The organism is Streptomyces paromomycinus (assembly GCF_003865155.1).
Lineage (GTDB): Bacteria > Actinomycetota > Actinomycetes > Streptomycetales > Streptomycetaceae > Streptomyces > Streptomyces chrestomyceticus.
This window is the reverse complement of sequence record NZ_BHZD01000001.1, coordinates 1,057,952-1,081,683: the sequence shown is the minus strand read 5'-3', so window position 1 is coordinate 1,081,683 and position 23,732 is coordinate 1,057,952. Positions and strand designations below refer to the sequence as shown.

Below are 23,732 nucleotides of genomic sequence, written 5' to 3'. Positions count from 1 at the left end.
CCGGGATGGGGAACGACCATGATGGGACCGGCGCACTCGCTGTCCGGCGCCGCGGCCTGGCTGGGGGTGGGTGCGGCGACGGCGGCCGCGGGATACCCGATGCCCTGGCCGGTGCTCGTCGTCGGCGCACTGATCAGCGCCGGCGCGGCACTCGCCCCCGATCTGGACCACAAGTCGGCCACGATATCCCGTGCCTTCGGACCGCTCTCGCGAACGGTGTGCGGCGTCGTCGACACCATCTCGCACGCGGTCTACAAAGCCACGAAGATGCGCGGCGACTCCAACCGCAACGGCGGGCACCGCACCCTCACCCATACGTGGGTGTGGGCGGTCCTGGTCGGCGCCGGGATGTCCCTCCTGGCGGTCCAGGGCGGCCGCTGGGCGGTGCTCGGCATCCTCTTCGTCCACATGGTGCTGGCCATCGAAGGGCTGCTGTGGCGGGCGGCCCGGGTCTCCAGCGACGTCCTGGTGTGGCTGCTGGGCGCCGCGACGGCCTGGATCCTCGCCGGAGTCCTCGACGAGCCGGGCAACGGGGCGGGCTGGCTGTTCACCGAGCCCGGCCAGGAGTACCTGTGGCTGGGTCTGCCGATCGTGCTCGGCGCGCTGGTCCACGACATCGGTGACGCACTGACCGTCTCCGGCTGCCCGATCCTGTGGCCCATACCGATCGGCCGCAAGCGCTGGTACCCCCTCGGCCCGCCGAAGGCCATGCGGTTCCGCGCCGGAAGCTGGGTGGAGCTGAAGGTGCTGATGCCCGCGTTCATGCTGCTGGGCGGGATCGGAGCGCTGGGGGCGCTGGGTTACATCTGACGGATGGCGGATGGCGGATGGCGGATGGCGGACGGGGGACGGCGGGCGGCGGGGCTGCACGGACGGGGTGGAGGCAGACAGCACGGCAGGTGGTCGGCTCCTCCCGGTGGCCCGGTGGCCCGGTGGCCCGGTGGCCCGGTGGCCCGGTGGCCCGGTGGCCCGGTGGCCCGGTGGCCCGGTGGCCCGGTGGCCCGGTGGCCGCCCGCCGGTGTTGCGTCCGGCTCCTGGTCGTTGCCCCTTCCGCGAGGACAGGCCCGGTCTGCCGGTTCGCTGTAGCTCCTGTGATGTGAGGGCAAGCGCGGTGACGGCCTGGGCCGTGATGTCCCGGAGCGGCCACCATGACGAGGAACAAGATCAACTTCTCCGCCGCCGCATACACCGTGGCTGCGGCGGTCACCCTGCCTCCCGCCCACGCCGAGGGCCTGACCGTCCCGGTCACGGGAGACAGCCGTATGTGTCTGACGGGTCCCGCCGTCCACCGGTTCACCGAGGCCGGGAGCGCTCTGCGAGCCGGGAGACCGGCCCGGCTCACCGGCTCCGACCGTCTGCGTGGACCTGCCGGTCACCGGGGAGCCGTCTCCCTGGACCTGGCGGCGGGCGGGACCGCCATGGGCGGCTCGATCACCTTCGAGGACCGGCGGCGGAGCCTGACGCTGTCCGACCTCTACAGTCACCTGGGTGGGGCCCGTACCTCCGCCGAGGTGACCGTCGGTACCTCCGCCGAGGTGACCGTCGGCTGCGACCGGGCCCGACCCATCGAGCGAGCAGCTCTTCTCCGGCGAGGCCACCGTCCCACCGCCGATCTGATCCGCAGCGCCACGGGCGCTCCCGGTTCCCGATAGCCACGCTGCCCCGGGCTGCCCGTCGCGCTGCTGTATCCCTTGCTCTACCGAGCCGCCCCCGACCCGAGCCGCCCCCGACCCGCGTCCTACCCGACCCGCGCCCCACCGGACCCGCGTCCACCCGACCCGCGTCCTACCCGTGCCAGGACCGCCACAGCGCCGCATACGCCCCGTCCGCCGCGACCAGGTCGTCGTGGCTGCCGAGTTCGCTGATCCGGCCCTCCTCGACCACCGCGATCACGTCCGCGTCGTGCGCGGTGTGCAGCCGGTGCGCGATCGCCACGACCGTACGGCCGTCCAGGACCCGGCCCAGAGAGCGCTCCAGATGCCGGGCCGCGCGCGGGTCCAGCAGTGAGGTCGCCTCGTCGAGGACGAGGGTGTGCGGGTCGGCGAGCACCAGCCGGGCCAGGGCGATCTGCTGGGCCTGGGCCGGTGTCAGGGTGTGGCCGCCCGAGCCGACCTCGGTGTCCAGGCCCGCCTTCAGGGCCCGGGCCCAGTCGTCCGCGTCGACCGCGCCGAGCGCGGCCCACAGTTCGGCGTCCTCGGCGTCCGTACGGGCCAGCAGCAGGTTGTCGCGCAGCGAGCCCACGAAGACATGGTGCTCCTGGTTGACCAGCGCGACGTGCGCACGCACCCGCTCCGCCGGCATCCGGGACAGCTCGGCGCCGCCGAGCGTGATCGTGCCGGTGCGCGGCGCGTAGATCCCGGCGAGCAGCCGCCCGAGGGTCGACTTGCCCGCGCCGGACGGCCCGACCAGCGCCACCCGTGTCCCCGGCCGGACCCGCAGGGAGATCTCGTGCAGGACGTCCACGCCGGTGCGGTAGCCGAACCGCACGTCGTCGGCCCGTACGTCCCGCCCCGACGGCTGCGTCCGCTCGTCGGCGGCGTCCGGTTCGATCTCCCGTACGCCCACCAGCCGCGCGATGGAGACCTGGGCGACCTGGAGCTCGTCGTACCAGCGCAGGATCATCGACACGGGCTCGCTCATCATCTGCGCGAGCAGCGCGCCCGTCGTCAGCTGGCCGGGCGTGATCCAGCCGCGCAGCACGAACAGGCCGCCGAGCAGCAGCACCGCGGCCAGGATCAGTACGTGCGTGACGTTGACGACCGGGAAGAGCACCGAGCGGAGGTAGAGGGTGTAGCGCTCCCACTGGGTCCATTCGCGGACCCGGCGTTCGGACAGCTTGATGCGCCGTTCGCCGAGCCGGTGCGCCTCGATGGTGCGGCCCGCGTCCACCGACTCGGTCAGCGCCGCCGAGACCGCGGCGTACCCGGCCGCCTCGGACCGGTAGGCGTGCGGGGCCCGCTTGAAGTACCAGCGGCAGCCGACGAGCAGGACCGGCAGGGCGACGAGGACGGACAGCGCCAGCGGGGGCGCGGTGACGGTCATGCCGCCGAGCAGCAGCACGATCCAGACCACGCCGATGGACAGCTGCGGCACCGCCTCGCGCATCGCCTCGGACAGCCGGTCGATGTCCGTCGTGATGCGGGACAGCAGGTCGCCGGTCCCGGCCCGCTCCAGCACGCCCGGCGGCAGGGCCACGGACCGTACGAGGAAGTCCTCGCGCAGGTCGGCCAGCATCTCCTCGCCGAGCATCGCGCCGCGCAGCCGTACCAGGCGAACGAACACGGTCTGGACGGCCAGCGCGAGGACGAACAGGGCGACGACGCCCGTCAGACGGAGGTCGCGGGCTCCGGCGCCCAGATCCTCGACCAGCCCGCCGAGCAGGTAAGGGCCGACCATGGAGGCGATCACGGCGACCGCGTTCACGCTCACCAGCAGGACGAAGGCGCGCCGGTGCCGACGGATCAGCCCGCCCACGTAGGCGCGTACGGTCGCGGGCGAGCCGACCGGCAGGGTCGTGGCCGTCCGCGGGGCGTCCGGATCATGCTCCGGTGGCGCCAGGCCGATCATGCGCTCTCCTCGATCTGGTCGATCCGACGGGTCTTGTCGATCCGGTCGGTACGGGTGAAACGTCCGTCGGACGCCGTTGGAGCGCCCACCGAGGCGCCCGGAGCAGCCACCGACGCACCCACCGGCCCGGCGTCCTCCTCGGTCTCCCGGGTCACCACGGCCCGGTACGCCGGGACGGTGTGCAGGAGTTCGCGGTGCGTGCCGACGCCCGCGACCTGGTCGGCGCAGAGGAAGACCACCCGTTCGGCGCGGTCCAGCAGCAGCGGGCTGGAGGTGAGGACCACGGTCGTGCGGCCCGTGCGCAGCGCGCGCAGCCCGTCCGCGATCCGGGCCTCGGTGTGCGAGTCGACGGCGCTGGTGGGCTCGTCCAGTACCAGCACCTCCGGGTCGGTGACCAGCGACCTGGCCAGTGCCAGCCGCTGCCGCTGCCCGCCCGACAAGGACCGGCCACGCTCGGTGATGTGGGTGCGCATCGGGTCGCCGGAGTCGTCGGCCGAGCCCTGCGCCAGCGCGGTCAGTACGTCGCCGCACTGCGCCGCCGCCAGCGCCTCCTCGGCCCGTACGGATCCGGAGGACGGGATGTCCAGCAGCTCACCGAGCGTCCCGGAGAGCAGGACGGGGTCCTTGTCCTGGACGAGTACGGCGGTACGGGCGGCGTCGCGTGGCACGTCGTCCAGGGCGGTGCCGCCCAGCAGCACCGACGGGGTGCCGTCCGGGGCGTCGGCGGGGTGGCCGCCGAGCCGGTCGGCGAGCCGCCCCGCCGCGTCCGGATCGCCGCACACCACGGCGGTCAGCCGACCGCTCGGCGCGCACAGTCCGGTGACCGGGTCGTACAGGTCGCCGCCGAGCGCTCCGGCCCCGGCGGCGATGCGCCCTTCGGCGGGACGGCTCAACGCCAGGACGCGCGCGGCGCGTTTGGCGGACGGCTTGGAGAAGGAGTAGGCCATCGCGATCTCTTCGAAGTGCCGCAAGGGATAGAGCAGGAACGTCACGGCGCTGTAGACGGTGACCAGTTCGCCGACCCCGACCCGGCCGTCGAGCGCGAGCCCGGCCCCGTACCAGACCACCGCGATCAGCAGCAGCCCTGGCAGGACGACCTGGACGGCGGAGATCATGGACCACATGCGGGCACTGCGCACAGCGGCCCGGCGGACGTCCTGGGACGCGCTCCGGTAGCGGCCGAGGAAGAGTTCCTCGCCGCCGATGCCGCGCAGGACCCGCAGGCCCGCGACGGTGTCGGAGGCCAGTTCGGTGGCCCGGCCCGCCTTGTCCCGCTGTTCGTCGGCGCGGCGGGTCGCGGGCGGCAGCAGCGGCAGTACGGCGAGGGCCAGTACGGGTACGCCGACGGCCACCACCACGCCCAGCACGGGCTGGTAGACCACCAGGGCCGCACAGACGCCGACGGAGGTGAGCGCCGCGGCGCCGAACCGGGAGACGGCCTCGACGAACCAGCCGATCTTCTCCAGGTCACCGGTGCTCACGGCGACGACCTCACCGGCGGCGACCCGCCGGGTCATGGTGGACCCCAGCTCCGTGGTCTTACGGGCCAGCAGCTGCTGGAGGCGGGCCACCGACGTGATCCAGTTGGTGATCGCGGCACGGTGCAGCATCACGTCGCCGACCGCCACCAGGACGCCGAGCAGCAGCAACAGTCCGCCCGCGAGCAGCAGCCGGGAGCCGGAACGGTCCACGACGGCCTGCACCGCGATACCCACCGGGACGGGGAAGGAAGCCACACCGCCGGTGTGCACCAGCCCCCAGCACAGCGCCTTGGTCTGTCCGCCGAGCTGCTTCCGGTAGAGCCACCGGAGCAGGCGGCCCCCGGAGCGGACGTCCGGAACTCCTGGATCGGCATGAGGTAGATCGCGAATGTGCATGATGTCCAAAGTTCGGTTCGGATGGCGACGTTCCGGGTCTGAACGTGGCCGGGTGTCGAACGGGAGGCCCGGTGACCGGCCCCGTGGCGTGATGGGGAGTGCCGGGCGCCGTACAGGCGCACGGGCAGGAAGAAGGACGCTGCTTCGGGGGAGCCATGGAAGACTGGCGTGCCACCGTGCTCCGGTTCAACCGGTTTTCCGCGCGGGGCGCACGCAACGGGCCGGCGTCGTACGGCCCGTACGCGCCGTCCGGGTGCGACCATGGGAGCCATGCGAACTGCGTGCTGCATGGTACGAAGGGCGACACTGGCCACGATGGGTCTGGTCCTGCTGGCGGGTTGCGGCGCCGGCGGCGGATCGGCGAAGGACGACGGCAAGGACCGCGGCGGTCGCGCCGCGGAGGCCGCCGGACACACGAAGAACATCCCCGGCGTGGGCGCGAAGCTGCGCTCCCGCATCCCGGGGGACGCACGGCAGGTCGTGGCCGTGTACGGAAAGGGCGCCGATGCGCCCGACGCGACGCTGGTCCTGTACACCAAGGCCCCGAAGGGGTGGGAACGCACCGCGGCCTGGCCCGCGCACAACGGCAGGAAGGGCTGGACCACCGATCACCACGAGGACGACCTGCGCAGCCCGGTCGGCGTCTTCGGCCTCTCCGACGCGGGCGGCGTGCTGCCCGACCCGGGCGCGAAGCTGCCGTACACCCACTCCTCGGCCTTCACCCCGCCCGCGTACTGGGAGAAGAAGACCCGGCACGACTTCGACCACGTCATCGCGATCGACTACAACCGCGTCAAGGGCACCACACCCCTGGACCCGACCCGGCCGCAGGGGAAGAAGAAGGGCGGCGGCATCTGGCTCCACCTGGACCACGGTGACGGCACGTCCGGCTGTGTGAGCATCTCGAAGGCGGGGATGGTCGCGCTGCTGCGCACGCTCGATCCGCGCCGGCATCCCGTCGTGGTCATGGGGGACACCGCGCACCTCGCCGCCTGAGCCGGCTGGACGGCCGCCTGGGCCGGACGGGGCGTCGGTCCCGCCCGGCCCCGCCCCTCACTCCGTCGGCTTCGGCGAGTCCACGCCCTGCCGCGGCTTGCGCCACAGCCCCCGGGTGAAGTCCGGGATCTCCTGCGGCGCGCCGTTCGCCTTGATCGAGGCGTGGCTCAGCGGCACCGGCGCGCTCCAGGTCGCCGCGTCGTACACGTCGAAGTCCGGTACGAGCCCCAGGTGGAAGCACTGCATGAGCCGGTACAGCATGATGTAGTCCATGCCGCCGTGGCCGCCGGGCGGGTTGGCGTGCTCCTTCCACAGCCAGTGGTCCCACTCCGCGTACTTGCTGAAGTCGCCCCACTCGTCGTTGGTGTGGTCGGGCTCGATGTAGATCCGCTCCGGGTAGTCCTCGAAGACGCCCTTGGTGCCGCCGAGGCTGTTGATGCGGCTGTACGGGTGCGGCGTGGACACGTCGTGCTCCAGCCGCAGCACCCTGCCCTTGGCGGTCTGTATGAGGCTGAAGGTGCGGTCGCTCTCGATGTACGTCTCCCGCCAGCTCGGGTCGCCCGGCGGCATGTGCGCCTCGCGGTACTCGGCGAGGCCCAGCGCGGGCGTGCCGAAGCTGGATATCCGGACCACCCGGTCGCCGCGGTTGACGTCCATGTAGTTGGCGATCGGGCCGAAGCCGTGGGTGGGGTAGAGGTCGCCGCGCAGCCGGGTGTGCCACAGCCGCCGCCACGGGCCCTCGTAGTACGCCGGGTCGAACATCAGCTGGCGCAGGTCGTGGTTGTACGCGCCCGCGGCGTGCAGCAGGCTGCCGAAGCGGCCCGCGTGCGCCATGCGCAGGACGCGCATCTCGTTGCGGCCGTAGCAGCAGTTCTCCACCTGCATACAGTGGCGGCGGGTGCGTTCGGAGAGGTCGACGAGGTCCCAGAGCTCGTCCATGCGCATGGCCACCGGGCATTCCACACCGGCGTGCTTGCCGTTCAGCAGCGCGGACTTGGCCATCGCGAAGTGCCGGTCCCACGGGGTGGCGATGTACACGAAGTCGAGGTCGCCGCGCTTGCACAGGTTTTCGTAGTCGTGGTCGCCCTTGGTGTAGGCGGTCGGTGCGGGCTGTCCGGCGGCGGTGACCAGCCGCACCGCCTTGGCCGCCTTGTCCTTGACCGGGTCGCAGACCGCCACCACCCGCACCCCCGGGATGGCGAGGTAGAGGGGCAGCATCCCCATGCCGCGGTTGCCCAGGCCGATCAGGCCGATCCGTACCGTGCCGCGTCTTTCGAACGGTACGCCGATCATGGTCTTGTGCCGGCCCTTGGAAGCCGCTGCGGCCCCGGTGGCAGCCGCCGCCGCTGCCTGGTCCGCGCCGGCCGCGGCGGCGCTGCCCGTGCCCAGCCCGCCGATGCCGAGACCGGCTCCCGCCGCGCCGGCGGTCCACAGAACGGAGCGCCTGGTGGGACCGGTGCCGTCGGGCCGGTGGCCCGTCTCGTGGCCGTCGTTCTCGTGGGGCTCGTGGTTCTGCGATGGTGCCTCGTTCATCGGTCCTCCATAGGAACGGATGGTGCGTGGCGGAAGCGTGAACCTCGCTGAGGACCTTGACGCTTGTGCGGCTCGCTGCACAAGAGGGCCGCCAGGACTGATCTTTTGTGCGGAGGTCCGGGGCCTGCCTGGTACGGACCGCGGCAGGGCGCGATCCGTTTCTTGCACAACTCCCTGGAATCTCTTGCAGAAGCCCTTGGCGGGTCAACCGGCGGAACGGCAGGCTCCCTCGGACATTCCCCCTACGGCGGCCCGGTACGCGGTTGCCCGCGCGAAGACGGCCCGAGGCGCCCCCCGTCACCGCGACCGGCCCGCGATGCGTGTCACGGCTGTGCCGAGGTGTCACCGGCTGCCGAGCGCGTCCAGGGCTGGCCGTTGTGGATCTCCTGCCGGCACGTCAGCTACGAGATCGCCGGGCGGACGGCTCGACGACCGTACGGCCTTCAAGAAGACGGCCGACGCGTGCCACGCGGCCGGCATGCGGGTGATCGCCGAGGAACTGCGCGTCACGACCATGGGCCGGGAGCACCGTGTCCTGGGCGAACCGCCCCTGCCCGGGCCACCTCACCCCTCGCCCCGCGTGGCCCGCTCCAAGGCGAGCAGTGCCGAGTGGTACCCCCGGCCGCCGGTCGCGTGGTCCATCCCCACCTCGCACATCCGGTTCGCCGAAAGGTGCGCGTCGAAGTGCCGGGACATCACCTCCGCCGCCTCCTTGGCGGTCGCCGCCTCCGTCAGCTCCTTGTGCAGCATGCCGCGGTCGCCCGCGAAGGCGCAGCAGCCCGCGTCGTCCGGGACGACCACCTCCGTCGCGCACGCCTCGGCGACCGCGCGCAGTTGCGCCTCGTCGCCCAGGTGCCGCATGGAGCACGTCGGGTGGAGCACGGCGGAGCCGACCGTGCGCCGGATCTCCAGGTGCGGGAGCAGTTCCTCCGCCGCCCACACGACCGAGTCCACGACGGTCAGTTCGGCGTGCAGCTCCCGGTTGTCCGGGGTGAGGTACGGGACGACCTCGTGGGCGATGCCCAGCGTGCACGAGGAGGCGTCCACGACCAGCGGCAGCCGCCCGCCCGCCGTCCAGCCCCACGCGGCCTCGACGATGCGGTTGGCCATCACCGCGTTGCCCTCGTCGTACCCCTTGGAGTGCCAGATGGTGGCGCAGCAGGTGCCGGCCACGTCGTCGGGGATCCACACCGGCTTGCCCGCACGCGCGGACACCGCCACGACGGCCTCGGGCAGCGACGGGCCGTCGAAGCCGTCCGGTTCGCCGAAGATACGGTTCACGCAGGCCGGGTAGTAGACCGCGGCGGCGCCCACGCGCCGGGTCGCGGGCAGTGCGCGTGCCGCCGCGCCGGGGAGCTGCGGCAGCCACTCCGGTACGAGGTCGGGACGTACGGCCTTGCGTGCCGCGCCGGTCAGGGACTGCAGCAGCCGGTCGGCGCGCCCGTCACCGATCCGGTCGCCGATCTTCGCGGCGGCGGCCACCGCGAGCCGCGCCGCACGTTCGACCGTCTTGAAGTGCCGGGCGGTCAGGGCCGCGGCGCGTTCCTCCCTGGGGGAGTGGCGCCGGTGCCGGAAGTCCTTCATCATCGCGCCGGTGTCGATGCCGACCGGGCAGGCCAGCTTGCAGGTGGAGTCGCCCGCGCAGGTGTCCACCGCGTCGTACCCGTAGGAGTCCAGCAGCGCGCCGGTGACCGGCGAGACCGGGGCCTGGCGCATCATCTCGCGGCGCAGCACGATGCGCTGGCGCGGCGTCGTGGTGAGATCCTGGCTGGGGCAGGTCGGCTCGCAGAAGCCGCACTCGATGCAGGGGTCGGCGACCGCCTCGACCTGCGGAATGGTCTTCAGGCCGCGCAGATGCGCCTTCGGGTCGCGGTCGAGCAGGACGCGCGGGGCCAGGATGCCGTGCGGGTCCACGGTCTGCTTGATGCGCCACATCAGCTCCGTCGCGCGCGGGCCCCATTCGAGCTCCAGGAACGGGGCGATGTTGCGGCCGGTGGCGTGCTCGGCCTTCAGGGAGCCGTCGAAGCGCTCGACAACCAGTGTGCAGAACGCGTCCATGAAGGCGGCGTAGCGCTCCACGTCCGCGGGCCGGGCGGCGTCGAAGGCGAGCAGGAAGTGCAGGTTGCCGTGGGCCGCGTGGCCCGCCACCGCCGCGTCGAAGCCGTGCCGGTCCTGGAGTTCGAGCAGCGCCGTGCAGGCTTCGGCGAGCCGGGACGGCGGTACGGCGAAGTCCTCGGTGATCAACGTCGTACCGGACGGGCGGGAGCCGCCGACCGCGGTGACGAACGCCTTGCGGGCCTTCCAGTACCCGGCGATGGCCTTGGCGTCCCGGGTGAACTCGTTGGTGACGGACGCGACCGGGGCGACCAGCTCCAGCCCCGCCAGCACCTCGCGCGCGGCCTCCTCCTGCGCCTCCCGCGCCGCCTCGTCGGGCGCGCGGAACTCGACCAGCAGCGCGGTGGTCGTCTTCGGCAGCTCCGCCCAGTCGGCCGGCACACCGGACACGCTCACCGAGGCGCGCAGCGTGTTGCCGTCCATCAGCTCGACGGCGATCGCGCCCGCCTCGTTGAACAGCGGCACGGCGGCGGCCGCGGCGCTCAGGGCCGGGAAGAACAGCAGGGCGGTGGAGGTGTACCGGTTCAGGGGCAGCGTCTCGAAGACGGTCTCGGCGATGAAGCCGAGGGTGCCCTCGGAGCCGACGGTCAGTCCGCGCAGGATCTCGACGGGGGTGGCGCCGTCCAGGAAGGCGTCGAGCCGGTAGCCGTTGGTGTTCTTGATCTCGTACTTGGCGCGGACGCGGGCCACCAGCTCCGGGTCCGCCTCGATCTCCGCCTTCAGTGCCAGCAGTCCCCGGCACAGTTCCGGTTCGGCGTGCGCCAGCTCCTCGTCGGCCGCCGGGTCGCCGGTGTCCACGATCGTGCCGGAGGGTAGGACGAGCGTGACCGAGGCCAGCGTCCGGTAGGAGTTGCGGGTGGTGCCCGCCGTCATCCCGGACGCGTTGTTGGCGACCACGCCGCCGAGCGTGCAGGCGATGGCGCTGGCCGGGTCCGGGCCGAGCAGCCTGCCGTACCGGGCGAGCGCGGCGTTGGCCCGTACGACCGTGGTGCCGGGCCGGATACGGGCCCGGGCGCCGTCGTCCAGCACCTCCACGCCCGCCCAGTGCCGGCGGACGTCGACGAGGATGTCCTCGCCCTGCGCCTGCCCGTTGAGCGAGGTGCCGGCGGCCCGGAACACGACGTCGCGGCCCTTGCCGTGCGCGTAGGAGAACACCGCGGAGATGTCGTCGACGTCCTCGGCCAGGACGACGACCTGCGGGACGAAGCGGTACGGGCTCGCGTCGGAGGCGTACCGCACCAGGTCGGAGATCTTGTGCAGCACCTTGTCCGGGCCGAGCAGCGCCGTCAGCTCGTCGCGCAGCCGCTCCGGTGTGCCGGCCGCCTGCCGGTCGCTCACCCGATCGGGGTACGGGCCTTCGGTGGCGGCCGGCCGCAGGGTCCCGGGCTTCGGTTCCAGCAAGGGCATGACGACTCTCCTCCGGTCCGGATCCGGCGGCGCTCCGGCGCCCGGTGCGGCCGCCCGGTCCAGTGTTTCAGCAGCGTGCGGCCGCTCCGTCCACCAGGGTGGACAGCAGGCCGCCGAGCACGTCCCGCTGTTCGGCGGTCAGTGGCGCCAGGATTTCGCGCGCGGCGTCCCGGCGCGCGCCGCGCAACGCGTGCAGCGTCGAACGGCCGGTGTCGGTCAGCTCGATCCGTATCACGCGGCGGTTGGCGGGGTCCGGCACCCGGCGGACCGCGTCCTTCGCCTCCAGGGCGTCGACCAGCGTCGTCACGGCCCGCGGTACGACCTCCAGGCGCGCGGCCAGGTCGGCCATCCGGGGCGGCGTCCCGTCGCGGTAGTGGTCCACGATGCGCAGCAGCCGGGTCTGCGCGGGGGTCAGCGCGATGTCGAGCGACTCCATGTGCCGCTTCTGCGCGCGGTGCATCCGGCGGGTGAGCCGCACCAGCTGCTCCGCCAGGTCGGGGTCGGTGGTGGCCGGGTCGGGGGAGGACATGGCCGGAGGATAGCAGGACCACGCTCATTGTGAGTATAGGTAACAATTGGTTATGCTCGGCGGGACCCGTATCCGTACCCCTGCGAAGGAGCCCATGCGCCCCGACGGACCCGAGTGGACCCCGCCGCCCAGAGACCCGGCCCAGCCGGCCCAGGTGCGGCGTATCCTCGCCCTCTTCCGCCCCTACCGCGGCCGGCTGGCCACGGTGGGCCTGCTGGTGGCCGCCTCCTCCCTGGTCTCGGTCGCCTCCCCCTTCCTGCTCCGCGCCGTCCTGGACGTGGCGATCCCCCAGGGCCGTACCGGCCTGCTCACCCTGCTCGCCGCCGGCATGATCGTCACCGCGGTCCTGACCAGCGTCTTCGGCGTCCTGCAGACCCTGATCTCGACCACCGTCGGCCAGCGCGTCATGCACGACCTGCGCACCGCCGTCTACGCCAAGCTCCAGCGGATGCCACTGGCGTTCTTCACCCGCACCCGCACCGGCGAGGTGCAGTCCCGCATCGCCAACGACATCGGCGGCATGCAGGCCACCGTCACCTCCACCGCGACCTCCCTGGTCTCCAACCTCACCTCCGTCGTCGCCACCGTCGTCGCCATGCTCGCCCTCGACTGGCGGCTGACCCTGGTCTCCCTCCTGCTGCTCCCGCTCTTCGTCTGGATCAGCCGCCGGGTCGGCAACGAACGCAAGCGGATCACCACCGCACGCCAGAAGCAGATGGCCGCGATGTCCGCGATGGTCACCGAGTCGCTGTCGGTCAGCGGCATCCTGCTCGGGCGCACCATGGGCCGCGCCGACTCCCTCACGGCGAACTTCGCCACCGAGTCCGAGCGGCTGGTCGGCCTGGAGGTCCGCGCCAACATGGCCGGCCGCTGGCGGATGGCCACCATCGGCATCGTCATGGCCGCCATGCCCGCCGTCATCTACTGGTCGGCCGGGTTTGTCCTCCAGTTCGGCGGCCCCGCCTTCTCCATCGGCACCCTCGTCGCCTTCGTCACCCTCCAGCAGGGCCTGCTGCGCCCCACCGTCTCGCTGCTGTCCACCGGCGTGCAGATGCAGACCTCGGTCGCGCTCTTCCAGCGCATCTTCGAATACCTCGACCTGCCGGTGGCCATCACCGAACCGGCGCACCCGGTACGTCTGGCCGAGCCGCGCGGCGAGATCCGCTTCGAGCACGTCACGTTCGCGTACGACAGCCCCGAGACCGAGACCGAGACGGAGACCGAGACCGGGGCCGTCGCCGCGCCCGCCCCGGCGACCCTGCGCGACATCGACCTGACCGTCCCGGCCGGCACCAGCCTCGCCGTCGTCGGCGCGACCGGCAGCGGCAAGAGCACCCTCAGCTACCTGGTGCCGCGGCTGTACGACGTGACGGACGGCCGGGTCGCCCTGGACGGCACCGACGTCCGCGACCTGGACTTCGACTCCCTCGCCCGCGCCGTCGGCGTGGTCTCCCAGGAGACCTACCTCTTCCACGCCTCCGTCGCCGACAACCTCCGCTTCGCCAAGCCGGACGCCACCGACGAGGAGATCGAACGCGCCGCCCGCGCGGCCCAGATACACGACCACATCGCGGGCCTCCCGGAGGGCTACGACACCCTTGTGGGCGAACGCGGCCACCGCTTCTCCGGCGGCGAGAAGCAGCGCCTGGCCATCGCCCGGACGATTCTGCGCGACCCGCCCGTCCTCGTCCTCGACGAGGCCACCAGCGCGCTGGACACCCGTACCGAACTCGCGGTGCAGCAGGCCATCGACGCGCTCTCCAAGGGCCGCACCACGATCACCATCGCGCACCGTCTGTCCACCGTCCGCGACGCCGACCAGATCGTCGTCCTCGACGCGGGCCGGATCGCCGAACGCGGCACCCACGGCGAACTCCTCGCCCTCGGCGGCCGCTACGCGGCCCTGGTCAAGCGTGACGCACACCTCGCCCCCAACGGCGATCACCCCCTGTCCGCCGACCTGACTCACGGGTAAGGTCGCCCCCGACCGCACCGGACCGACCTCAGGAGCGCCCGTGGCAGCCACCGACCGCACCACCGACCGTTCCGCGGCACGATCCGCCGACCGCTCCGCCCTGACGATGGCCCGGATGCTCGGCGGCATGGGAGCGCTCCACTTCCTCGCCCCCAAGCCGTTCGACGCGATCGTGCCCCGCGCCCTGCCGGGTTCCCCACGCACCTGGACCTACGTCAGCGGCGCCGCCGAACTCGCCGTCGCCGCCGCGGTCGCCCTGCCGCGCACCCGCCGGGCCGGCGCGCTGGCCGCCGCCGGCCTGTTCGCCGCCGTCTTCCCCGCCAACATCAAGATGGCCCGCGACTGGCGCCACCGCCCGGCACCCCTCAAGGCCGTCGCCTACGGCCGCCTGCCGCTCCAACTGCCCATGGTGGCCTGGGCCCTGCACACGGCCCGTGCCGCCGGCGTGCGGGACGCCCGCCCCTGAAATACGCGGGCGCGCCGCACCACCACCCCTCTAAGGTGAGCCGCATGCCAGCTCACGAAGCCCTGCCATCCCTCGAATTCGCCTTCCCCGGCCCCCTGCGGGACCGGCTCGTCGCCGCCGTCCTCTCCGGCGCCAAGACCACCACGTCGGGCCTGCTGGCGGACTACGAGCGCGAGAACGACCCACTGCCGCGGACCGGCGACCGCTTCCAGGTCCCCGACTCCGACGGCCGCCCCGTGGCCGTCATCGAGGTGACGGAGGTACGGGTGCTGCGCCTGGCCGACGTGGACCTGCGACACGCCGTGGACGAGGGCGAGGGCAACGAGACGGTGGCCGACTGGCGGGCCGACCACGAGAGCTTCTGGCACAGCCCCGAGATGCGCGCGGCCATCGGCGACCCGGAGTTCCGGGTGGACGACGACACCCAGATCGTGGCCGAACGGTTCCGGGTGGTCGAGCGGTTGTGAGGGCAGCGGGGCGGGGGAGCCGAGGCGCGTTCAGAGGGACGCCGGATCGATCACCGACGCCATCGCCCGGTACCCGGCGTCCCCAGGATGCTTGCGGTCGCCGCTGTCGTAGGCGGGCAGCAGTGCCAGCGGGGTCGACGGGTCGGCCAGGGCCGTCGCGAAGTCGGCTACCGCGTCGAAGGCGCCGGAGGTGCGGATCCAGGTGTTGATCTCCTGGCGCTTGGCCTCGGCGCGCGGGGTGTGGTACTCGGAGCCCTGGAACGGGGTGATCGTGCCGCCGATGGCGCGCACCCCGGCCGCGTGGGCCGCCGCGATCAGGCCGCGGTAGCCCTCGATGAGCTGTGCCGCGGACAGGTCCGGGTTCGGCCGGTACGTCGGGAAGTCCGTCTCGTCCGCCTCGCTGAAGCCGATGTCGTTGAGGCCGGCGAGCACGATCACCGTCCGTACCCCGGGCTTGTCCAGGACGTCCCGCCGGAAGCGGGCGCCGGCCCGTTCGCCGTACCAGGGCGCGTCGTTGAGCAGCAGGTTTCCGCCGATGCCGGCGTTGAGCACCGGGCGGCCCAGGCCTGCGGCGGCCAGCCGTTCGGCGAGGGCGTCGGAGTAGCGGTGGTCGGCGTCGGTGGCCGAGGCGAAGCCGTCGGTGATCGAGTCGCCGAACGTCACCACGGTGTCCCGCCGGGCCGGGCCGCCGTCCGCCAGCTCGATGTCGGCGAGGACGTACCAGGACACGGATGTCCCGGTGAAGACGGCCGGGTCCGTGGCGGTCAACTGGTCGCCCTCGGCGCGGTAGGCGGTCGTGAACGCCTGGGCGTGGAAGGTGGTGGGGCCGGTCGGGCGGGGGAAGTACAGGCTCACCGTGAGCCGGTCGAAGGGGGCCACGGGGAGTTCGGCCGCGTCGCTCCAGACCTCGCCGCCCGCCGGGATGCGGACGGAGCCGGCGCCTGAGAAGGTCAGCGGGCGCGTCGTGCCGTCCTGGACGGCCGCGCCCTGGTCCGTACGGGCGAGGGCGGCACCGCCGACCTCCAGGGGAGCGCCGCCGAAACGGTTGGAGAGGCGGACGCGGGCCGCCGTGCCGGAGCCGGTGACCCGGACGACCTGACGTACCGTCTGGTCCGCGAAGCCCTCCTCGGACCAGTTCTTGTCGAAGCCGGTGCTGGGGCGCTGTACGGCGGTGCTCCAGCCGGCGTGCCACGCGGTGGTGTCGTTCATGGTGATCACTCGCTCTCTCGTCGTTGCGGTGATCACGAGTCTGGCGAGCGGGCGGAGAGACACCCAGACCTCCGAGGTGCGTACGCATCCGGTGCCTACCAGCGGGAGGGACACCCTGCGGGGGCGGCCCGCCCCGCCCGGCGGTCGAAGTTGGCGCAATCTTGATCGTGAGAGATCAGGAAGCGTGGCGAGTGGTGTTTCAGCCGATCAGGCCCGGCAAGGCGAACGGCACACAGCCCACCGGGCACCACCCTGATTCCCCGAAATCCCGACGGACACCAACGGACACAAGGAGGCGACGTGCTCGACAGCACAGCCGAGCCGGGCCGCCGGAGCGCCCTGGCCGTCACCGCCGCGGCGGGCCTCAGCCTTCTCACCGCCTGCGCCGGTACGGCGGACAGCGACGCGTCACCACGCGGCGCGCCGCCGCCCCGGGCGTCGGGAACTCCCGGCAGCCGGACCGGCAGCCCCACTCCCAGGCCCACGAAGAAGCGGCCCGAGCTGCCGCGCGGCGGCCGCGAACTGTTCCCCCGTCACCGGCTCGCCGGCTACTGCGGCCTGCCCGGAGCCGCCGCACTCGGCCGCCTCGGCACCGGTGACCTGGACCAGCGCGCCCGCGAGATCGAAAAGCTCGCGCAGACCTACGCCGACGGCCGCGAACCGCTGCCCGTCCTGGAACTCCTCGCCGTGGTCGCCAACTCCGGCGCGGGCCCCGACGGGACCTACCGCACCCGCACCTCCGCCGACACCGTCCGCCGCTTCCACAAGGCGGCGCAGAAGCACCGCGCGCTGCTGCTCCTGAACATCCAGCCGGGCCGCGCCTCGGCGCTCGCCGAGGTCAAGGCGCTGCGCGAATGGCTGGTCCACCCGGACGTGGGGGTCGCGCTGGACCCCGAGTGGGAGATGGGGCCGGGGGAGAAGCCGGGCGACTCCTACGGGAGCACCGACGGCGGCGAACTCACCGAGATCGCCCGCTACCTCTCCGGCCTGGTCCGCGAGCACGACCTGCCGGAGAAGGCGTTCGTCTTCCACCAGGTGGCGACCTCGGTGGTCGAGGACCAGCACGCGTTCCGGCCGCAGCCCGGCGTCGCCGCGATCAAGTGCGCCGACGGCATCGGCTCGCCGGGACTGAAGCGCGGCACCTGGAACGACCTGGTCAGGAACCTGCCCAGCGGGATGCACACCGGCTTCAAGCTCTTCTACGACGAGGACACCGAGGGCAGCCGCCTGATGACCCACAAGGAGGTCCTGGCGCTGCGGCCGCAGCCCGAGTACGTCATGTACGAGTGACGGCCCGCCGGTCCGGGTGCCTGCGCTCCGTGTGGAGCGCAGGCACCGCTGTCACGCCGGCCGCAGCCGGTACGCGTAGCTGTACGCCCGGTCGGCGTGCAACAGGTACTTCGCCAGCGGCGGCGCGCCCCACGAATCGTTTCCGCCGACGCCCGTCTGCCGGTGGTTGACCCCGAGGACCGTCTCGGGGCGCCGCCTCAGCTCGTACGGATGCTCGTGCCGCTCGCTCTCCAGGTCGGACGGCGCGTGGTGCAGGGCGCTCAGTTCCAGCAGCGGCGCGCCGTCGCCGGGTTCCGCGCGTACGGTCAGCCCCGTGCCGTCGCGTCCGGTGAGCGAGGCGCTGCGTACGTCGGTCACATTGCCGGTCTGCTGCGGCCGGACGTAGTTGCCGAGCTGGGCGTCGACGCTGTCGCGGTAGCGGCCGACGAAGGCCGCGGTGCGCCGGTCCCAGTAGTTCTCGTGCGGCCCGCGACCGTACCAGGTGAAGGTCTCCAGCCCGGCCGGTACGGTCAGCAGCGCGCCCACCAGAGGCAGGTCGGGCAGTCCGGCGCCGGGCGTCAGGGTGTGCCGGATCCGTACCTCGCCGTCGCCGCGCACGGTGAAGACGGTGTCCCACCGGGAGGCGGCGGGAGTGGTGGGCAGGGTGGCCGAGACCTCGATGGTCACTTCGGAGGCGGACGGCTGGGCGGCCCGCACCCGTGTCACCGTGCGCTTGGTGCCTGCCTCGCGCCAGGTGCGCAGCGTGTTCTGCGCGCCCCGGCCGATGTCGTTGTCCGTGGGGCCGCGCCAGAAGTTGGGCACCGGCCCGGCGGTCAGCAGGGCCCGCCCGCGGTGGCGGTAGGCCGACAGGGTGCCGCTCGCCTTGTCGAGGACGAGTTCGAGGTCGCGTCCGCTCACGGTCAACGCGCGGTCCGACTCGATGAGGTGCAGGGGCGGCAGCCCGGCGGGGGAGGGTTCGGCGGGTGCGGGGGCGCGCCAGGGCAGCGCGAGCTGTTCGGCGGCGACGCTGTGGCCAGCGTCCGCCCAGATGGTGGCGTGCCGCAGTACGAAGGAGAGGTTCAGCCAGTATTCGGCGCCGGGGGCGGGCCGTTCGGGACGGCTGAAGGGAATGCGTACGGTCGTGTCCTGGCCCGGTGCGGTTTTCGGTGCGGGCAGGGTGCCGTGCTGGATGCGTTCGCCGTCCTGGGTGACTTCCCAGCGCAGCTCGTAGGCGCCCAGACCGAGGAACGACTGCCGGTTGGTGATCCGTACGGTGCCCGTGGCGAGGTCGGCGGCGGCCATTCGGACGGCCTGGTAGACCTTTTTGACCTCGTGGACGGCGGGGTGCGGCGCGCGGTCGGCGGCGACGATGCCGTTGCAGCTGAAGTTCCAGTCGGTGGGGTAACCGGGGTGCCAGTCGCCGCCGTAGGACAGATACGTGTGCTTCGGGTCCCCGGGGACGGGCAGGCGGATGGCCTGGTCGACGAAGTCCCAGATGAAGCCGCCGTGCAGGTTGGGATAGCGCTCAAACACGTCCCAGTACTCCTGCAAGTTGCCTGTGCTGTTGCCCATGGAGTGCGCGTACTCGCACAGGATGAACGGCTTCGGGTTGCCGGACTTCCCGTACCGTTCCACCTCGTCCGGCGTGCTGTACATGCGGCTCTCGATGTCGGCGACCGCGTTCATGCCCTCGTAGTGCACGGGCCGGGACGGGTCGCGGCGGCGCGTCCAGTCGGCCATCGCCGCGAAGTTGAGCCCCTGGCCCGCCTCGTTGCCCAGCGACCACACCACGACGGACGGGTGGTTCTTGTCCCGCTCGACCATCGACCGCATCCGGTCCAGGCACGCCCCGGTCCACGCCGGGAGGCTGCCGGGCAGCCGGTCGCGGACGCCGTGCGACTCCAGGTTGGCCTCGCCGATGACGTACAGGCCGTACGCGTCGCACAGCTCCAGCCAGCGCGGATCGGCGGGGTAGTGGGAGGTGCGGACGGCGTTGATGTTGTGCTGCTTCATGATGCGGATGTCCTGGAGCATGCGCTCCTCGGGGACGGCCTGCCCGTGGTCGGGGTCGGTCTCGTGGCGGTTGACGCCGCGGAAGACGACGGGCCGGCCGTTGACGGTGAGCGTGCCGGGCCCGTACGCGACGGAACGGAAGCCGATCCGGGTGCTCTGTACGTCGACGGTGCGGCCCGCCGGGTCGGTGAGGGTCAGGACGAGCGTGTAGAGGTGCGGGGTCTCGGCGGACCACAGGTCGGGGGCGCGGACGGTGGCCGTCGGGGCGACCGTGGCGTCCGGTCCGCCGGTGAAGCGGACCGACGCGGTCAGCGGGGACGGCAGCGCCGGCCGCCCGCGCCCGTCGTACAGCTCCGCTCTGAGCCGGTGTTCGCCCGCCGCTGCCGCGCCCCGGTTGCGTACCGTCGCGGCCACGGTCAGTTCCGCGTCGCGGTGGGCGGCGTCCAGGGCGGTGCGGACATGCAGGTCCTGGAGGTGCACGGGTGCGATGGAGTACAGGTACACGTCGCGGAAGATCCCGGACAGGTCGATCATGTCCTGGTCCTCCAGCCAGCTGCCGTCCGACCACCGGTAGACCTCCACGGCCAGCACGTTCGTGCCGGGGCGCAGCCGCTCGGTGATGTCGAACTCGGCCGGGGTGTAGCTGTCCTCGCTGTAGCCGGCCCGCTCGCCGTTGACCCACACGAAGAACGCCGACTTCACGCCCTGGAAGGAGATCAGGGTGCGGCGGCCGTCCCAGGAGCCGGGCACGGTGAAGGTGCGCCGGTAGGAGCCGACGGGGTTGAAGCCGTGCGGGACGTGCGGCGGCCGCGGGTCCTCGTAGCCGACCCACGGGTACTTGACGTTGAGGTAGATCGGCTCCGGGTAGCCCTCGATCTCCCAGTTGGAGGGCACGGTGATGTGGTCCCAGCCGCTGTCGTCGTAGCGCGGCGCGAAGAAGTCGCGGGGCCGCTCGTCGGGGTTCTTCGACCAGTGGAAGCGCCAGCTGCCGTTGAGCGAGCGGTAGTACGGGGAGGAGCGGTACGTCCCGGTACGTGCTGCCCGGGGGTTCCCGTACGGGACGAGGCGGGCGCGGGCCGGTTCGCGGCCGACCTGGAAGATCCGCGGGGCGGCGTCCCACTCGGCGGTGGCGGCGGTGGCGGCGAAGGAGCGTTTCTGCGCGGCGAACGCGGCCCAGCCGGCCAGGGCGGCGCCGGTGGCGAGGAACGACCGGCGGCCGATGCGGCGTACGTTCATGAGAGGGCTCCGAACGTAAGGCAACAGGAAGCGTCAGGGTCGAACACTGGCGGCGTGCATGACAAGGCGTCCGCACGCCACTTCCCGGCGCTCCACCCGGGCCACGCCCCTCACTGCGACAGCAGCACGACCTCCAGCTTCCGCGGCCCGTGCACCCCTTCGACCCGGTCCAGCTCGATGTCGCTGGTCGCCGACGGGCCGGAGATCCACGTCAACGGCCGGGACGGATCGAGGCGTTCCAGTGCCTCCGGAACCGAGTCGACGACCTGGTCCGGCACGCGGACCACACAGATGTGATGGTCGGGAACGAGCGAGATCCGGCGACGGCCCTGGTCGGGCGAGCCGTCCAGCACGATGGTGCCGGTCTCGGCGACCGCCACCGCGCAGCCGGTCACGACACTGTCCACCGCGTCCAGCTCACGCGCGGTGCTCGCCGCGCGGTCGTGGATGCGGACGGGGTCGGCGGCAGCGATCCACCTGGGGTCCAGCCCCGGCGGTACGAGCACGTGCTGCGTGCCGTGCTCGGCCAGCAGACGCATGACCAGCAGGTGCACCTCGTCCCCGGCACAGTGGTGCACCAGCGCCCGGTACTCCGCCAGGCGCTCGGCCAGCAGCGTCACCCGCTCCTCCGGCGTACGGCGACCATGGACGCGCAGATAGTCGCGGGGGACCGGCACATCCTCGTACCCCTCACCGCGCGGTACGTCCGCCAGCGCCCGTCGCACCCGCGCCAGCACCACATCCCGGCTGCTCATTTCGTCCGCTCCTCTCCACGCGTACGCCGCCACCAGTCCCGGAAGGACTCGGCCGGCACCGGCGGCAGGTCCCGGGTGTCCGTCCAGGCGCGCCCCGGGCCCGGTAGCCGGCGCGGATGCAGCCGCCGGGTACGGGCCGCCAGCCGCTGCCCCGCGCGCAGCGCCCCGGGGTGGTCGAACGCGAAGCCCGCCGCGCGCATCGCCGCCCGCTCCGCGGCGTGCCCCTTGGCCGGTTTGAGGACGGTCTTCACACCGCGCCGCGTCACCCGGCCGCCCTGCACCACCCGCTCCCGCAGATGCACCAGCACCTCGGGGATGTCGATGGCGACCGGACACACCTCGTAACAGGCGCCGCACAGCGACGACGCGTACGGCAGCGAGGCGTCCAGCTCGCTCGCCGTACCGCGCAGCTGCGGCGTGAGGATCGCGCCGATCGGCCCCGGGTACGCCGAGCCGTACGCGTGCCCGCCGGCCCGCTCGTACACCGGGCACACGTTCAGACAGGCCGAGCAGCGGATGCAGCGCAGCGCCTGGCGGCCCACCGTGTCGGCGAGGGTGTCGGTGCGCCCGTTGTCGAGCAGCACGAGGTGGAAGGTGCGCGGCCCGTCGCCGTCCGTCGTGCCGGTCCACATCGAGGTGTACGGGTTCATCCGCTCGGCGGTCGAGGAGCGCGGCAGCAGCTGGAGGAAGATCTCCAGGTCCTGCCAGGTCGGCACCACCTTCTCGATGCCGACGACCGAGATCAGCGTCTCCGGCAGGGTCAGGCACATCCGGCCGTTGCCCTCGGACTCCACGACCACCAGCGTCCCGGTGTCGGCCACCATGAAGTTGGCACCCGAGACGGCGACCTTCGCGGTCAGGAACTTCTCGCGCAGGTGCAGCCGCGCCGCCTCCGCCAGCTCGGCCGGCGCGTCCGACAGGTTCTCCGGCGCCGGACGGCCCCAACGGGCCATCTGCTCCCGGAAGATGTCCCGGATCTCGCCCCGGTTGCGGTGGATCGCGGGCACCAGGATGTGCGACGGCAGATCGTCGCCGAGCTGCACGATCAGCTCCGCCAGGTCCGTCTCGTACGCGCTGATGCCCGCCTCGGCCAGCGCCCGGTTCAGCCCGGTCTCCTGCGTCGCCATCGACTTGACCTTGACGACCTCGCGCTCGCCGGTCTCCCGCACCAGCCGGGCGACGATGGCGTTGGCCTCGGCGGCGTCCGCCGCCCAGTGCACCTGCCCGCCGGCGGCCGTCACCGACTCCTCCAGCTGCTCCAGGTAGTGGTCGAGATGGCGCAGCGTACGGTCCTTGACGGCGGCGCCCGCGGCCCGCAGCCGCGCCCAGTCGTCCAGCTCCGCCACCGCCTTGGCCCGCTTGTCGCGGATGGTGTGGGTGGCGTGGCGCAGGTTGCCGCGCAGCCGGGCGTCCTGGGTGGAGGACGCGGCGGCAGCGGGGAACGCGGGCATGCCGAGATACGTACCGCTCACCGCTGGCTCCCTTCCGTGGCGCGGGCGCGGGACGGTTCCCGCGCGTCGGCCTCCGTGGCGGCCAGGATCTCCGCGATGTGCACGGGCCGGGCCGCCGCGCCCTGCCGCCGGAGTGTGCCGCCGATGTGCATCAGGCAGGAGTTGTCGACCGTGCAGACCGCCTCCGCGCCCGTCTCCCGGACCGCCCGCGCCTTGTCGGCGCCCATCGCCGCCGACACCGCCGGATTCTTCACCGCGAAGGTGCCGCCGAACCCGCAGCACTCCTCGGCGCCCGGCAGCTCCCGCAACTCCAGCCCCCGTACCCGCTCCAGCAGCCGGCGCGGCCGGTCGCCCAGGCCCAGCATCCGCAGGCCGTGGCAGGTGGGGTGGTAGGTGACGGTGTGCGGGTAGTACGCGCCCACGTCCGTCACCTCCAGCACGTCGGTCAGGAACTCGGTCAGCTCGTACGTCTTGGGCACGGCGCTCGCCGCGGCCCGCGCCAGCTCCCGCCCGGCACGCCCCTCCGCCTCGGCCTTCGCCGCGATCCGCGGATAGTTGTCCCGCACCATCGCCGCGCACGACCCGGAGGGGGTGACCACGTAGTCGTAGTCGGCGAAGGCACGGTCGAAGCGGTGCACCAGCGGCTCCGTCAGATGCCGGTAGCCGGTGTTGAACTGGGGCTGGCCGCAGCAACTCTGCTCAGCCGGGAATCCCACCTCGACCCCGAGGCGTTCCAGCAGCGTGATCACTGCCCGGCCGGTGTCCGGGTAGAGCGTGTCGTTGATGCAGGTGACGAACAGTGCTACGCGCACGTTGCCATCTCCTTTCGGCTGCCGTCGACCGCTGGCGGCGGGCCGTCTCACCGGT

Annotated in this window: 17 protein-coding genes; 7 read left to right on the top strand and 10 right to left on the bottom strand. The window is 72.7% G+C overall.

All coding sequences use genetic code 11. The annotated features are described in order from the left end of the window. Positions 1-18 precede the first annotated feature (18 nt). Complete coding sequence (locus OEIGOIKO_RS04020) at positions 19-810, top strand: metal-dependent hydrolase (protein ID WP_125051898.1); 792 nt, start codon at positions 19-21, stop codon at positions 808-810. A 338-nt stretch (positions 811-1,148) separates the two neighbouring features. Then, positions 1,149-1,652 (top strand): hypothetical protein, encoded by a 504-nt coding sequence (locus OEIGOIKO_RS04015; RefSeq protein WP_125051896.1) that lies wholly within the window; start codon positions 1,149-1,151, stop codon positions 1,650-1,652. Between the two features lie 133 nt (positions 1,653-1,785). On the opposite strand, the gene OEIGOIKO_RS04010 is transcribed toward OEIGOIKO_RS04015, so the two are convergent. Together OEIGOIKO_RS04010 and OEIGOIKO_RS04005 are read right to left on the bottom strand one after the other, a co-directional pair. After that, entirely contained in the window at positions 1,786-3,567 is a 1,782-nt protein-coding gene (locus OEIGOIKO_RS04010; protein ID WP_125051893.1) for an ABC transporter ATP-binding protein, read from the bottom strand. Next, positions 3,564-5,444 carry an ABC transporter transmembrane domain-containing protein gene (locus OEIGOIKO_RS04005; protein WP_125051891.1) on the bottom strand — a complete coding sequence of 627 codons (1,881 nt, stop codon included), beginning with the start codon at positions 5,442-5,444 and terminating at the stop codon, positions 3,564-3,566. Before OEIGOIKO_RS04005 ends, OEIGOIKO_RS04010 begins: the two co-directional genes overlap by 4 nt. A 261-nt stretch (positions 5,445-5,705) precedes the next feature. On the opposite strand from OEIGOIKO_RS04005, the gene OEIGOIKO_RS04000 reads away from it, so the two are divergent. Beyond that, positions 5,706-6,440: a L,D-transpeptidase family protein gene (locus OEIGOIKO_RS04000; RefSeq protein WP_371858881.1), complete on the top strand. Its 735-nt coding sequence runs from the start codon at positions 5,706-5,708 to the stop codon at positions 6,438-6,440. Positions 6,441-6,497: 57 nt separating this feature from the next. Here OEIGOIKO_RS04000 and OEIGOIKO_RS03995 read toward each other — a convergent pair whose 3' ends face one another. The 3 genes from OEIGOIKO_RS03995 to OEIGOIKO_RS03985 all read right to left on the bottom strand — a co-directional run bounded on the left by OEIGOIKO_RS03995 (position 6,498) and on the right by OEIGOIKO_RS03985 (position 12,024). Beyond that, positions 6,498-7,973, bottom strand: a complete 1,476-nt coding sequence (locus OEIGOIKO_RS03995) for a Gfo/Idh/MocA family protein (protein WP_125051887.1) — start codon at positions 7,971-7,973, stop codon at positions 6,498-6,500. 564 nt (positions 7,974-8,537) lie between these two features. After that, positions 8,538-11,495: an FAD-binding and (Fe-S)-binding domain-containing protein gene (locus OEIGOIKO_RS03990; RefSeq protein WP_125051885.1), complete on the bottom strand. Its 2,958-nt coding sequence runs from the start codon at positions 11,493-11,495 to the stop codon at positions 8,538-8,540. Between the two features lie 67 nt (positions 11,496-11,562). Beyond that, positions 11,563-12,024, bottom strand: a complete 462-nt coding sequence (locus tag OEIGOIKO_RS03985; protein ID WP_125043701.1) for a MarR family winged helix-turn-helix transcriptional regulator — start codon at positions 12,022-12,024, stop codon at positions 11,563-11,565. Positions 12,025-12,118: 94 nt separating this feature from the next. Between OEIGOIKO_RS03985 and OEIGOIKO_RS03980 the strand changes: the two genes are divergently transcribed. From OEIGOIKO_RS03980 to OEIGOIKO_RS03970, 3 genes are read left to right on the top strand one after another with little or no spacing between them, the layout of a single operon-like run. Next, entirely contained in the window at positions 12,119-13,999 is a 1,881-nt protein-coding gene (locus OEIGOIKO_RS03980) for an ABC transporter ATP-binding protein (protein ID WP_125051883.1), read from the top strand. Positions 14,000-14,039: 40 nt separating this feature from the next. After that, complete coding sequence (locus tag OEIGOIKO_RS03975; protein WP_246177188.1) at positions 14,040-14,465, top strand: DoxX family protein; 426 nt, start codon at positions 14,040-14,042, stop codon at positions 14,463-14,465. A gap of 44 nt (positions 14,466-14,509) precedes the next feature. Then, entirely contained in the window at positions 14,510-14,932 is a 423-nt protein-coding gene (locus OEIGOIKO_RS03970) for an ASCH domain-containing protein (protein ID WP_125051882.1), read from the top strand. 30 nt (positions 14,933-14,962) lie between these two features. On the opposite strand, the gene OEIGOIKO_RS03965 is transcribed toward OEIGOIKO_RS03970, so the two are convergent. Then, positions 14,963-16,141, bottom strand: a complete 1,179-nt coding sequence (locus OEIGOIKO_RS03965; protein WP_125051880.1) for an SGNH/GDSL hydrolase family protein — start codon at positions 16,139-16,141, stop codon at positions 14,963-14,965. A 300-nt stretch (positions 16,142-16,441) separates the two neighbouring features. Between OEIGOIKO_RS03965 and OEIGOIKO_RS03960 the strand changes: the two genes are divergently transcribed. Then, positions 16,442-17,431, top strand: coding sequence for a hypothetical protein (locus OEIGOIKO_RS03960; protein WP_246177187.1), 990 nt, complete (start codon positions 16,442-16,444; stop codon positions 17,429-17,431). Positions 17,432-17,482: 51 nt separating this feature from the next. Here OEIGOIKO_RS03960 and lacZ read toward each other — a convergent pair whose 3' ends face one another. The 4 genes from lacZ to OEIGOIKO_RS03940 form a co-directional block, all read right to left on the bottom strand. Continuing rightward, complete coding sequence (lacZ, locus tag OEIGOIKO_RS03955) at positions 17,483-20,659, bottom strand: beta-galactosidase, LacZ type (RefSeq protein WP_125051878.1); 3,177 nt, start codon at positions 20,657-20,659, stop codon at positions 17,483-17,485. A gap of 110 nt (positions 20,660-20,769) precedes the next feature. Continuing rightward, positions 20,770-21,414, bottom strand: coding sequence for a LutC/YkgG family protein (locus tag OEIGOIKO_RS03950; protein ID WP_125051876.1), 645 nt, complete (start codon positions 21,412-21,414; stop codon positions 20,770-20,772). Next, complete coding sequence (locus tag OEIGOIKO_RS03945) at positions 21,411-22,886, bottom strand: lactate utilization protein B (RefSeq protein ID WP_125051874.1); 1,476 nt, start codon at positions 22,884-22,886, stop codon at positions 21,411-21,413. The genes OEIGOIKO_RS03950 and OEIGOIKO_RS03945 overlap by 4 nt, the downstream gene beginning before the upstream one ends. Beyond that, positions 22,883-23,677: a (Fe-S)-binding protein gene (locus OEIGOIKO_RS03940; protein WP_125051872.1), complete on the bottom strand. Its 795-nt coding sequence runs from the start codon at positions 23,675-23,677 to the stop codon at positions 22,883-22,885. Before OEIGOIKO_RS03940 ends, OEIGOIKO_RS03945 begins: the two co-directional genes overlap by 4 nt. Between the last annotated feature and the right edge of the window lie 55 nt (positions 23,678-23,732).